The 12,817-nt window shown below is 51.8% G+C and carries 13 protein-coding genes; 8 read left to right on the top strand and 5 right to left on the bottom strand.

Features of this window, described 5'->3' with window-relative positions:
• Positions 1-67 precede the first annotated feature (67 nt).
• On the bottom strand, positions 68-271 hold the full coding sequence (locus RW092_RS08530; RefSeq protein ID WP_316009984.1) for a hypothetical protein: 204 nt from the start codon (positions 269-271) through the stop codon (positions 68-70).
• 91 nt (positions 272-362) lie between these two features.
• On the opposite strand from RW092_RS08530, the gene yfcE reads away from it, so the two are divergent.
• From yfcE to RW092_RS08490, 8 genes are all read left to right on the top strand, one after another.
• Positions 363-911 carry a phosphodiesterase gene (gene yfcE, locus RW092_RS08525; RefSeq protein WP_316009983.1) on the top strand — a complete coding sequence of 183 codons (549 nt, stop codon included), beginning with the start codon at positions 363-365 and terminating at the stop codon, positions 909-911.
• Positions 908-1,912, top strand: a complete 1,005-nt coding sequence (locus tag RW092_RS08520; protein ID WP_316009982.1) for a GIY-YIG nuclease family protein — start codon at positions 908-910, stop codon at positions 1,910-1,912. Before yfcE ends, RW092_RS08520 begins: the two co-directional genes overlap by 4 nt.
• Positions 1,913-2,012: 100 nt before the next feature.
• Positions 2,013-3,704, top strand: a complete 1,692-nt coding sequence (locus tag RW092_RS08515; RefSeq protein WP_316009981.1) for a cellulase family glycosylhydrolase — start codon at positions 2,013-2,015, stop codon at positions 3,702-3,704.
• Between the two features lie 159 nt (positions 3,705-3,863).
• A complete protein-coding gene (locus RW092_RS08510; RefSeq protein WP_316009980.1) occupies positions 3,864-5,342 on the top strand; it encodes a spore germination protein in 1,479 nt (492 codons plus the stop codon).
• Positions 5,343-5,347: 5 nt separating this feature from the next.
• Positions 5,348-6,520 carry a Ger(x)C family spore germination protein gene (locus tag RW092_RS08505; protein WP_316009979.1) on the top strand — a complete coding sequence of 391 codons (1,173 nt, stop codon included), beginning with the start codon at positions 5,348-5,350 and terminating at the stop codon, positions 6,518-6,520.
• Positions 6,517-6,726 (top strand): hypothetical protein, encoded by a 210-nt coding sequence (locus RW092_RS08500; protein ID WP_016312867.1) that lies wholly within the window; start codon positions 6,517-6,519, stop codon positions 6,724-6,726. The genes RW092_RS08505 and RW092_RS08500 overlap by 4 nt, the downstream gene beginning before the upstream one ends.
• An 18-nt stretch (positions 6,727-6,744) precedes the next feature.
• Positions 6,745-7,842 (top strand): GerAB/ArcD/ProY family transporter, encoded by a 1,098-nt coding sequence (locus tag RW092_RS08495; protein ID WP_316009978.1) that lies wholly within the window; start codon positions 6,745-6,747, stop codon positions 7,840-7,842.
• Between the two features lie 71 nt (positions 7,843-7,913).
• Entirely contained in the window at positions 7,914-8,612 is a 699-nt protein-coding gene (locus RW092_RS08490; protein ID WP_085279235.1) for an HAD family hydrolase, read from the top strand.
• Between the two features lie 39 nt (positions 8,613-8,651).
• On the opposite strand, the gene RW092_RS08485 is transcribed toward RW092_RS08490, so the two are convergent.
• The 4 genes from RW092_RS08485 to RW092_RS08470 are packed head-to-tail and all read right to left on the bottom strand — an operon-like array spanning position 8,652 to position 12,807.
• On the bottom strand, positions 8,652-9,761 hold the full coding sequence (locus RW092_RS08485; protein WP_016312864.1) for a YheC/YheD family endospore coat-associated protein: 1,110 nt from the start codon (positions 9,759-9,761) through the stop codon (positions 8,652-8,654).
• Positions 9,718-10,275: a GNAT family N-acetyltransferase gene (locus RW092_RS08480; protein WP_316009977.1), complete on the bottom strand. Its 558-nt coding sequence runs from the start codon at positions 10,273-10,275 to the stop codon at positions 9,718-9,720. Before RW092_RS08480 ends, RW092_RS08485 begins: the two co-directional genes overlap by 44 nt.
• A gap of 34 nt (positions 10,276-10,309) precedes the next feature.
• Positions 10,310-11,434 (bottom strand): YheC/YheD family endospore coat-associated protein, encoded by a 1,125-nt coding sequence (locus RW092_RS08475; protein WP_316009976.1) that lies wholly within the window; start codon positions 11,432-11,434, stop codon positions 10,310-10,312.
• Positions 11,431-12,807 (bottom strand): YheC/YheD family endospore coat-associated protein, encoded by a 1,377-nt coding sequence (locus RW092_RS08470; protein WP_016312861.1) that lies wholly within the window; start codon positions 12,805-12,807, stop codon positions 11,431-11,433. The genes RW092_RS08475 and RW092_RS08470 overlap by 4 nt, the downstream gene beginning before the upstream one ends.
• Between the last annotated feature and the right edge of the window lie 10 nt (positions 12,808-12,817).

Raw genomic sequence — 12,817 nt, 5'->3', positions numbered from 1 at the left:
ACGTATGAACTCAGTTGAACGAACTTAAAAGGACGCCGCCAGGCGTTTTTCTTATCTTTCTTGCTTATCAGGCGCTGTCTTTGACGAGAAGCGCAGTGAAGATAAGAGATAACAGCAGGATCATTCCCATACCGACCATCTGAAGGATATTGGCATAAGGATCAGGAAACGTCAGCACTGCAAACAGAACATCGTTAAGGAGGAAAAAGAATATCTTCCATATGCCCCAAAAGACAAGAAGGATCACCGCCCATTTTTTGAAGGACTTCATGCAAGGTACCTCCGATTGATCAAGATTTCGATGTATTTAGCCAGATGTTCTTCCTTTATACTAAAACGAAAGAGATAAGGAGTTGGTTTCGATGAAATTGATGTTGATTTCGGATATTCACGGATCAAGCGCTTGGCTGGACCGGGCGATGGCGAAAGTAGCCGAGGAGCAGCCTGACCAAATCATTATGCTGGGGGATTTCCTGTATCACGGGCCGCGAAATCCGCTGCCTGACGGTTATGATCCCAAGCGGGTCGCGGCAACGCTGAACGAACATAAGCATCAACTCATCGCTGTGCGCGGGAACTGTGATGCGGAAGTGGACCAGATGTTGCTGGAATTTCCGATGATGGCGGATTATGCCATGCTCTACTTGGAAGGACGTCGTATTTACGTCACGCATGGGCACGGATACAGCATCGATCAGCTTCCGCCATTGGCGCCGGGCGACGTGTTTATTCAGGGGCATACGCATGTGCCAGTAGCCGATATCAAAGACGGCATCTACGTCCTGAATCCGGGGTCCATCGCATTGCCGAAGGAGAACTTCCCCAATTCCTATGGCCTCTTGGAAGCAGGAGCGTTTAGGGTAAAAGACTTTACTGGTAACGTCATCAAACGGATTGAGTTTGCTCCATGACCAACGAACGGATCGAGCTGCAGCTTCGCACCCTTCCGGCAGCGCCGGGGGTTTATTTGATGAAGGACGCGGCAGGAGGCGTCATTTATGTTGGCAAGTCGAAGAACTTGCAGCAACGGGTACGTTCTTATTTTCATGCCTCCCGTCACCGCTCCAAGAAGGTGGAGAGATTGGCGCGTAATGTGAAGGATCTGGAAATCCGCAGGACTGACACCGAATTTGAAGCGCTGATGCTGGAGTGCCGGCTGATTCAAGAACTGAAGCCGATGTATAACAAAAAGATGAAGAGCCCACTCGGTTATGTTTATTTAGCGATCTGCGACACAGACGGGATCTGGGACCTGGAAGTTGCTGATGTGCCGGACGCCCCGGGAACCCGCCAAGTTTATGGACCGTATTCGGCGAGTCGGTATGCTGTTGAGGCGGCTGTCCAAAGCGTTCGCGAAGCTTTGCGTATCGCTTGCAGCCGTCCACGATCAGCGCCCATTGGATTTCCCTGTTTGAACCATTCGCTGGGCTTATGTCTCGGCGCATGCTTAGGCGGGGAAGCGGTTGAGTGCAACAACCGCATGATGGATCGGTTTACTGCGCTGCTGGATGGCTCGGATTCCAGCCTCCGGGAGGAGTTGGAGAGACGGATGCGGGACGCCTCTGAACGATTTGATTTTGAAGCCGCAGCCAAGCTCAGGGATGCTCTTCATGCCATCGATCTGTTCGCGAGGCAGGAGGAGATTGCCGGATTTATAGAGCAGAACGAGAATTTCGTAGTTGTGGAGCGCCTGAGTGAGCGGGAGACCAAATGGTTCATCTTGCAGCGAAATACGATCCTGTATAGCCAGAAAGTTGAGCTACTTAGAGAAAGCTCCCAAGCCTCTATGTCTCTGGAAATGGCGGAGCAGGCAGTGGTCTATCTAAGACAGCGTTCTTTTCTGACAGGCAAACCTACTCGGGATGAAATTGATGAGGCGCGGATTGCACAGCTGATCGAAGAGATTCTCTAACAAAATCTATGAAATCATCTTCCTATTGACAGCGCTTACAATAATAGTTTATGTTTGATATGGAAATATAAACCATTATTGTCATTAAGGGGGATTTGTGATGATCATGAACCAACCGAATGCTGTCCGTGACATCCAGAGATTACTCCGAACCATCCTACTCACGGTGCTACTTGCTGCAATGACCTTAAGTAACTCAATGTTTGCACCTTCGGCTCAAGCTGCGGAGGGAGATTCCAGTGCGAACGTGTCAAGAATCGAGCAGAGCGGCTTCCTGAAAGCTAGTGGTGCGGTGCTGCGGGACAACTATGGCACAGGGAATATCGTCAATCTGCGGGGGACCAATCTTGGCGGCTGGCTGTTGCAGGAGAGCTGGATGTCACCGCTGGGCGTGAAGGATGAATGGACGCTGCGCGAAACGTTAACGAACCTGCACGGCGCGCAAACGGCGGAAAGCTTGATCAAAACGTATCAAGACGCCTGGCTGACTACACGGGATTTGGACAATATCAAAAACATGGGGATGAATATGGTCCGCGTGCCGATTCTTTACCTGGAGCTGATGGACAAGTATGGCAACTGGAAGGCGGATCCGTGGAGCAAGCTGGATTGGCTCGTCCGTGAAGCGGGGGAACGGGGCATTTATGTCCTGCTCGATCTGCACGGTACGTTTGGCGCCCAGAACACCTTTGATAACTCCGGTGAGGTCAACTCGGACCCGCAGCTCTGGAAGAACCAGCAATACCAGGACCGTACCGTTCGGTTGTGGGAAGGGATTGCCGCCCATTTTAAAGGTAATCCGACCGTGGCAGGTTACGATCTGTTAAACGAACCTGACCGGGTGAGCAAGGAGCAGTTAAACGCTTTTTATGACCGACTGTATAAGGCGATCCGCGCGATCGACCCTGATCATACGATTTTTATCGAAGCTGCTTGGAACTGGAACCAGCTCTATGACCCGGACACCTTTGGTTGGACCAACGTAGTGTACGAAATGCACTATTACGCGATGGCCGGCAACGAGGCTTCGGATTGGAATGCGCAGAACCGTCTGGTGAATACCGCCTTGCAAGGCTTGCGCGACCACCAAGCCCGGTGGAACGTACCGGTGTATGTCGGAGAATTTTGCCTGTTTGATTTTACCGATCTGTGGGAGAAGTTCCTGGCCGGAATGAACGCCTCCAACATTTCCTGGACGAACTGGACGTATAAGGTCAGCTCGAACTACGGGAACTGGGGGTATTTCAACAACAACCCCAATCCGGTACCTAACATCTACAGCGACAGTCCGGAGACAATCGCCGCTAAATGGAGCAAGTTTAATACGGAGAATTTTAGACCGAACACGACCCTGCAAAATTTGGTGAAAAAATATACGACGGGCACAACACCGTCGCCGACGCCTACCGGGTTCGTCTATTTGATCTCGGAAGCGAATAAGAAGATTGTCAGCGCAGAGAACGCTGGCAGCGCTCCTTTGGTCGCCAATCGCGATACCGCCCAGGATTGGGAGCTGTTCGAAGTGATCAACAATAGTGATGGAACCATTTCGCTTAAATCCAAAATCAATGGAAAATACGTCACCGCAGACTTGAACGACGGCGGCAAGCTGATCGCCCGCGGCGAGAGCATTCAACTCTGGGAGAAGTTCCGGAAGGAACAGCTGCCCGACGGGGCGATCGCCCTGTTCGCTTTGGCTAACAACAAGTACGTGAGCGTGGAATTGAATAACGGAGCTGGACTGGTGGCGAACCGGGATCAGGTCGGGGGGCTTGGGAGGCCTTTTGGCTGATTACCCAGTGATCGGCAGCCTAAGCTCTGACAAAGGCAACGGGGAAGAATAGGTGTCCCCGTTGTCTTTTTTATGCATAATCAGGAAAGGCTTCATTGATAAATTTTGCTTGAATTGGGAATAACATATCCACACCCTTTGGTGAAAGGAGGAATTCCCTTGCAGATCAAGGAAAGCCTTCATTCTTCAGTTGATGAGAATATCGCATTATTCAAAAGCATCTTTCCCAATGATTCCACCATCAAATTTCGTAGATTTCAACACCCTCAAGTGAAGTCGTTATGCGGCTGTTTAATTCATATTGAAGGTATGGTCAGCACGGAGACGTTAAGCAACTACATCCTCCGGCCGATCTTTCATTTCCAGCCTTCCGAGGAAAACCGTGGTATTCCCTATTTACAGCTCTTGATGGAGGGGATCATCGAGGTCAGCATGCTCGAATTATCAAACGACATGAATGCCCTCTTAAGCGAGCTGCTGAATGGCAATACCTTGTTGTTGCTGGAGGGGCATGATCAGGCGCTGCTCATTGAGACGCAAGGCTTACAAAGCAGAGGAGTTTCGGAACCGGGAACGGAAAAGTCGGTGATTGGGCCTCGTGAAGGGTTTACCGAAACGTTGATTACCAATTTGTCGCTGATCCGTCGACGGGTGAAAAACCCAAAGTTAAAGTTTGAATTCATGGAGCTGGGGGAAACAACCAATACGTCGGTTTGTCTATGTTATCTGGAGGACTCGGTTTCCCTGAAAATCTTGGAGGAGCTGAAGAAGCGCTTGGCGCGGATTCAGATCGATGCCCTTGTCGATTCCGGGGAACTGCAGGAATTGCTTCGGGATGACATCCTGACTCCGTTTGAGACAGTGGGCAATACGGAACGCCCTGATACCGTGGCAGGCAAAATTATGGAGGGGCGTATTGCTGTGCTGGTGGATGGGAGCACGTTTGTACTCACGGTCCCGTTTTTATTTAATGAATACTTCCAGGTGAGTGAAGATTACTACAGCAACTACTTGTTTGGTTCGTTTAACCGGATGATTCGGTTCATTGGCGAATTTCTAGCGGTCAGCGTTCCGGCCATCTACGTGTCCTTGGTGACTTACAATCAGGAGATGATCCCAACTCCACTGCTACTCAGCATTTCAGCAGCTAGACAATCCGTTCCGCTGCCGACGGTGGCGGAATGCTTCTTGATGTTACTCGTGTTTGAAATTCTCCGTGAAGCAGGGACCCGAATTCCCAACTCCATCGGTCAGGCGGTCAGTATCGTTGGAGCTTTGGTTCTGGGGCAAGCAGCCGTAGATGCGAGAGTTGTCAGCGCTCCGATGGTGATTGTCGTTGGTATTACCGGGATCACAACGTTGATTAACGTCAAGATGAAAGCCGCCTCTATTTTTACACGTTTCACTTTGCTGACGTTAGCCACGTTTATGGGGATCTACGGATATTTATTTGGCTTAATTGGTGTGATCGTCCACTTGATGAGCTTGCGGAGTTTTGGTGTGCCTTACATGCTCACCATAGGTTCCATCAAGGATGATGACATTCAGGATACCTTAATCCGAGGTCCTTGGTGGGCATCGAGGGTGGGAACCCTCCGCATCCAGACGAAACGGCGGATTCGTAAGGTCATGAGGTGAGAACGATGTCGATCAAACTTGGGGCCAAGCTGCTGACCGTGATGTTGAGCAGCCTGATGGTTTTATCCTTAACCGGCTGTTGGAATTATCGGGAAATCGAGAAAATGACCACCATCGCCGGAATTGCAATTGACAAAGGCGAGAAGGAGGGGGAAATTCGGCTCACGCTCGAGACGGTCGACGGGTCCGGCGGACAAGACGTGCTGACGGTTGGTTATAGTCATATTTCTTTAACAGGCGAGACGATGTTTGACATTGTACGTCGAATGATTGCGGAGACGGGCAGAAAATTGTACTGGGCGCACGCCAAAGTGATTATTTTGAGTCAGGACATCGCACGGGAAGGAGCCGCCAAAGTTATTGATTGGTATATCCGCGATACAGAGACGCGGGCGGATATCCATATTCTGGTATCCAAAAATGAAAACGCTGCTGACGTGCTTCGAAGCGACAGCTACATGGATATGCCGTTGTCCTTTAAGCTGAATGAAATGCTGGATAATGAGAAATTGTTTTCCTCCGCCCCGGTCATGGAGTTGTTTGATTTCGCTGATACGGTGAATACGCCTGGCATAAGCAGCATACTTCCGCTGATTTACCTGAAGGAGCATGAGAAGGGGAAGATGGCATCGATTGGCGGATTGGCTGTGTTTGACCGAGATCGGATGCTCGGGACGATCAGTGAGGAAGATACCAAATATGTGTTGTTTCTACGCGATGAAATTCGTGGAGGCGTCTTAACGCTGGGCGGATATAATCATCCGCCGGGCATTTCCTTGGAAATTGTCAGGAGTAAAACAAAAGTAGAACCGGTCCTCGTGGATGGAGAGGTCGAAATCCGAGTCAAGACGCACACCACTACCTTCATAGACGAAGCGCAAGAGAACATGGTCGATTTTCTATCGGCTAAAGGGCGGGTAGAGTTGGAACAGCGGATGGAAGAGAAGATGGTCAAAGAAATGGAGAAAGTCATTCAGATCGCCCAAAAACAGTATCAACAAGATATCTTCGGATTTGGCAATCAGATTCATAAGAAGTTTCCAAAATTGTGGAAAAGGTTAGAGCCGGACTGGGACGAGCATTTTTCCAGATTAAAGGTGACGGTACAAGCGGACGTGCTCATCAAAGGCACGGCATCCACCAAACATTCGCTGAAAATGGAGGAAGAGATTCGATGATCCTGCTTACGATTCTCTTATACGCCGTTATCGTATTGTTGGATCAAGTTCAGACTTATAGAACCGCCCCCAAGAAGGATTTTATCTTTAGCTGCGTACTTGGGTTATTGTCGTTTGCAGCGGCATTGGTGGTGTCCACCGGTGAGCGGCTGCCGAGTCCTTCACCGTTAATTGAACGCATGGTGAGTTTGCTACTTGATTTGTAATACGGAGGTGTACTTGCGATGAGCAATGAAAGGATCAGCGGAGGTGAAGCTCGGGCGATTCTGATGCTATATGTCATGGGCAGCACGATGATTATGGGGGCTGCGAGTAATGCACTTAATGATGCCTGGCTCGCCATCCTGATCGGCATTATCCTAACCGTACCACTCGTGTTGATCTATGCGCGTTTGCTCGCCCTTTATCCTGGGCAAAATTTGTTCGACATCTGCTTACAGGTATTCGGGAAGTGGGCTGGGCGAGTGTTGATCCTGATCTACGTTTGGTATGCTCTCCATTTGGCGGCGCTCGTACTTCGGAATTACGGCGAATTTATGGAATCTGAAGCGATGCCGGAAACGCCGATGCTCGTCCCGATGCTGCTCGTTGCCTTGCTGTGCATCTTCGCCGTGATCAAAGGCATTGAAACCATGGGGCGAAGCGCAAGGCTGTTATTTAACATCTGTATAGCTACGGTGATTTTCGTGTTGTTGCTGACGATCGGACGAATTGAGGTGGAAAATATTTTTCCAATAATGGACCATGGCTGGATGCCGATTTGGAAAGGCGCGTTTTATGCCTTTTCGTTTCCTTTTGCCGAAACGGTTTTGTTAACCGGGATATTTTCCAATGTAAAGGATGGAAAATCGTTTGTTCGGATCTTTTTGTATGGCTTGCTCATTAGCGGGGCACTGGTTGTGTTTATTACGTTTCGTAACATTTGCGTATTAGGGACCTACACGATAAGCAACGTGTCCTTCCCCTCTTATGCTGCGGTAGGTCGGATCAATGTCGGCTCGTTTATTCAACGGATCGAAGGCACGGTGTCCATCGTATTCGTCATTTGTGTTTTTATGAAGGTCAGCGTATGCTTGCTTGCGGCAAGTCAAGGGATCGCCAAGCTGTTTAACCTACAGACATACCGGAGTGTGGTTCTCCAATTAGGGCTCTTAACGACGTATTTTGCCTACTCGTTATATGACGACATTATGGAAATGTGGAATTTTGCCATGAAGACCTATGCTTTCTACGCACTTCCGTTTCAGGTGATCTTCCCGATTCTGTTGCTGCTTGGGGCCGAGATCAAGAGACGCCTAAGAACTCAGGAGAAATCAGGATAAGGGTTCGGTTTACAAGGAATGCCGATTGACATATCATGAGGCTATATCATACATACGGAAGGAATGTGGAGATGGAGAGACAGGCTGTCAAACTTTCTAAGCCGGAAGCGATGATTTTTGACATGGACGGGACGTTGTTCAAAACGGAAACCTTGCTCATCCCAGTTTTTCATAAGGTGTTTGATCAATTGCGTAAAGAAGGTCTGTATACCGGGGATACACCGCCGGAAGAGCTGATCCTTAGCTGCTTGGGGATGCTGTTGCCAGACATTTGGCGTCGAGTCATTCCGAACCATGATGAGCAGGTGCACCGCCGGGCCGATGATCTGCTGCTGGAATTTGAACTGGAAGGTCTGCAACAGCTGGCGACCGAGCTGTATCCCCAGGTGGCGGAAACGCTGCGGGAGCTTAGTGCCAGAGGTGTACGGCTGTTCGTGGCCAGCAACGGGTTGGAGCATTACGTCAAAGGCGTGGCCAAGGCGCATGGAATTGCTTCGCTGTTTGAAGGACTCTATAGCGCAGGGGAGTACCAAACGGCAACGAAAGTCGATCTCGTGAAGCTGCTTCTGGATCAGCACGGCATCACCCGCGCATGGATGGTTGGGGATCGTTCCTCGGACGTTGAAGCGGGCAAACGGAACGGACTCGTTGCAATCGGCTGCGCCTATGCCGGCTTCGGGGATGATCGGGAGCTGGCCGGCTCCGACGTGCGGATTCACTCTTTCGATGAATTGATCTCGTTGTATGAGCAGGCGGAGGAAGTGAAATAGCCAAACCTCCCATGGAGCATAACAAAAGCCGCTGCCCTCCTAATTGGAGGGGGAAGCGGCTTTCTGTTTATGCAACCATAACGCATACTCCAGCGGCCTGACGATCGCTGCGCGGTACGCTTGGGAGTCACCCGATTGATGGAACACTTCGCGGGCAGGCTTGGGATTCACCTCAAGCAGGTAGATCTGTCCGTGGCGGTTGATGGCCAAGTCCAGCGCCAGCTCACACAACGCCCCAAACGTATTCTCCAGGTAGGCGGCGACCTCCAGACTGAGCTTCTCCGCCGCCCGGCGCACTTCCTGCCGCCGTTCTTCATTTGAGATCCACTGCTTTAGCAGCGTATTCATCGCTACGGCATGACCACCGCCGTGAAGATTGGACGTGACACTGCGGGGAGGACCGACCCTGGCAGCGCAGCCAGTCACTTCCCACTCTCCTTCACCGTTCTTCTGTACCAGCATCCGATAGTCGTGTACGCGGCCGTTGGGCAGCTTAATCTGGATCCCTTGCTGGGCGATGAAGCGTCCGCTTCCTTTCCAGCTTAGCAGGAACGTACCCAGCCGGGATTTATGGATTTTTTGCGGAGCGATGATCCTGCGGTTCTGTCTCCGCCCTTGGATCAGGAAGTGATCGCTGTCCAGGCGTTCTACGCGCAGGATGCCGCGGCCCCCTGTGCCGTTAATCGGCTTGACATAGACGGTGGAATACTTTTTGAGCAGGTGAAACACATCGCTGCTGCTCTGAAATAATACCGTCTCCGGGAGGTTGGATCGGAATCGGCTTTTGCGAGACAATGTTTGATATATCGTCCATTTATTGCGCAGCGGCCGGTTAAGGAAAGTCAGATGACGATAACGCGCCCGGAACTTCAGCAATTGCTCGAACCGCTTGCTGCGCTGGATTCGGCAGCGATCGAAGATTAGGTCGGGGAAGCTGCGCCATTTGCGAAACCATCTCTTGCCCTTGGGGTCATACTCGAGGGCGAGAATCTGCTTTTTCTGGTCATTCACGTCCATTGGGGTGAACACGAAAATGTCCAGGCCCATTTTTTTTCCCTCTGTGATCATGCGCTGGTAGATATGGCGTTCCTCCAGCAGCTTCTTGTCATTGAGGTACAAGGTTAGGATGCCCAGGACGGGTTGTGACAACGATATCACCTTCTTTGCTGGTATGGGAGACCGACGCTGCAGGCGTTGGGGAAACGGGCCGGGTCTCCAGCAAAAGCAGCGGTTTCCCGTTTGGATCCCGGGTCAGGTCCGAAGCGTACATCCCTGCACGAAAACACAGGCGCAAGCTCTGAATCTGACTTAACGCCACCCGGCAGCTAAGCTGCTTCAGCCGAGTCTGCTGGGCTTGAAGCAGCTCTGCGCCGAGACCGCAGCCGCGGTACAGCGGATGGACAACGACAACGCACAGGGCGCGGCCGTAATCCATGACGCAAGAGACGCCCGCCAGCCGCTCTCCATCCTCAGCCCGGATGCGGGCAACGAGCATGGAGCACCCCGGCTGCAGTAAGTCGCTTGGCGTCAACCGGAGCAGATTCCGGAGGACGGTGGGCGGAACGCGGCCGGAGTTATATTTACGGATGAAAGCTAAGATTTCGCTATGCTGCAGCTCCCAAGGAGTCTCATCGTCCACGGTCACGGCTCGGATCTCCATCATGGCCGTCCTCCCTTCGTGTTGATATTCGTTCGTATCAAGGTTTGTTTTTTGGTTGGCGGTATAAAAATTGGCTGTATTGAAATATCCGCTCCAGCGATTTCTTGCGAATATGCGGCTCATCGAACTTCATCGGCTTGGCGTTCGCTTCGAAGAACCACAGGCGTCCGTCGGTGTCTACCCCCAGATCCATGGACATTTCCCCAAGCTGGAAGCCCGATTCCTTCTCGATTTGCTTGGCGATCAAGAGAGCGCTGGACTTAATCCGGCTAAGGAGCAGTGCCGTCGTCTCGGTCCCGAAGGCGGGGAGAAGCATCTTCTCCGGATCCTCAATGCTGCCGCCTTGCGGTACATGGGTTGTGATCCGTTTTGGCCCGGCCAGGCGGGCGCCGATCCCGGTTACCATCCAGATGCCTTTGCCGTTCTTTTGCACGAGCACGCGCATGTCGAAGTGGCGGCCGTGATAGGAGGTCAGCTCGATGCCCTCCTGCATGATGTAGGGCGTTGCGCCAGCCTCCTTTTTAATTCTTTTCCACAGCAAGGGCAGCTTAGCGGTTCGATAAATGATGTTTCGGCGCTTCTTCCCTTGGATCGTCAGCCGGTATGGTCTCGGATGATTTACATCCAGCCGCAGCAGCATAATGCCTTTTCCGGCTTTGCCGCTTTCCGGTTTAAGGTACAGGGAGCCGTATTTCTCCAGCATCGTGGTTAGCGTTTTGGGCCCTAACATTTTTTTCGTGTCCGGCACCAGCGTTTTAGTCGCCCGTCCTTTCTTCAGCCATTCGAAGAGCCGTCGTTTGTTGAAGAAAAAAGGATTAAATAGATGAATCGATTCATGTTGGATGACCTCATCGATTTTGCGTCGTACCTCCGGCTTCTTCTCATCCTCCCGGAGGGGAATGCGGTTGTAGATGACGTCGGGCAAGGGGAACCAATGTTTCTTCCACGTCTTCTCCTCCGGGTGGAACAAGTATCCTTGAACGCGTTTGGCGCTAAGCTTCAAGTCTTTGGCTGTCAGAACATACACGGGACAATCCAGCTCTTGCCCGGTTTTGACGAGATCTCTGAAGTTGCTGCGATTCCCGCGGAACATTCGGACGTTATCATCCACGGTCAGTACGGCGACAACGGGCTTCTTCTCGCTCAATACTGGATTGATCATGAGCCATCTCTCCTCCGGAATTTGCTCAAATAGAGGCAATGATCCAGGATGTGATCGACCGATGCCTTCCCTTCAGCCCGAAGCGAAGGGTGCTTAAAGATCGAACGGCCTGGCTTGGCGTTGGCTTCGAACATCCAAATCTTCTCATCCCGGTCGATCCCGATATCAAATCCGATCTCGCCGATCAGATGCTGTTGATGGGATTCAATCGCTTCAGCTAACGTGATCGCAACGGATTTCGCGTTCCGCAGCACTTCATCGGCACGCGAGCCAAATGCGCGGGAAAGCGCCTGCTCTGGCGTAAGCAGGGAGCCGCCGTTCTTCAAGTGCGTGGTGACGCTGCCTTTGCCGGCTTTTTTCGCACCGATCCCCACGACAACCCATTGGTTCTTCCCGTTCTTATGCATGTGGAAGCGGAAATCGATCGGGCAGTTGTCGATTTCGATGAGACGAATCCCCTGCTGGGCCACATATCCGCGGAGCGCCCGACCGTGTCTGGCTTGCAGCGTACGCATCAGGCTGTTGAAGGAAGAGAAGCGCAGCAAGGCGTTCCGTCCGTTTTTCCGATACCTGGCATAATAACCGCTTCTCGGAATATAGGATAAACGATAGATCCCGTTGCCCAGGCTGCCGCTGTTCGGCTTATAGTAGACCAGAGAGTGCCGATCCAGCATCTCCTTGATTTGCTCCGGCGTCGGACTCATGATCGATTCCGGAACGTAGCGGCCCACTGTGGGGTCTTTTTCCAGCAGACGGTAAATATCGGATTTATTAAAAAAACTCCAGTTAAAGAAAGGGATCCTCCGGCGGACGAACCGTTCCCGAAGCTGACTGATTGAGCTGGTTGTTTCGGCTCGGCGGCTGGGGAGACGGTTATAAACCACGTCAGGCAGCGGTACCCGCTTCCGCACGAACCGCCCCGCTTCGTTCAGAAAATAGCCGTTCACCGTTTCGTCTTCCCAATGGATATCCCGCGGGGTGAACGCAAAGATATAGGAAACTCGGCTTCCCTGCCGAAGGAGTTGCTTGATGAATGCGGTGCGCGAGCCAAAAGGGTTCGTTGGTGAGGACGTGGGTCCGTCGGACAGCACGCCGATGAGCGGGCCGATCTGCACTTCTCCCTCTTGCTGGCTGCGGAGGTAGACGCCGCCGGGCTTGGGGATTTTAATGCCCCTGCGAACGCCGCTGGCAAGGTACAGATGATTTCCCGCTTTATTAATCCGTTTAATGGCGGCGGGGACCCGTTCCCCCCCGAGTCTCAGATGTACCGACTTTCTTCCGGATAGCTTCAGATTCTTCATAAGAGCCCCTGACACGTAAACCACCCGGTCGGGGGCCTGCGTGAAATGGACGTTGCAAAAAGTCAAACTCATGGATTTTATC

It is taken from the genome of Paenibacillus sp. 3LSP, assembly GCF_032465655.1.
GTDB lineage: Bacteria > Bacillota > Bacilli > Paenibacillales > Paenibacillaceae > Fontibacillus > Fontibacillus barengoltzii.
The sequence above is the reverse complement of the archived record's forward strand: the minus strand, read 5'-3'. Positions and strand labels throughout refer to the sequence as shown.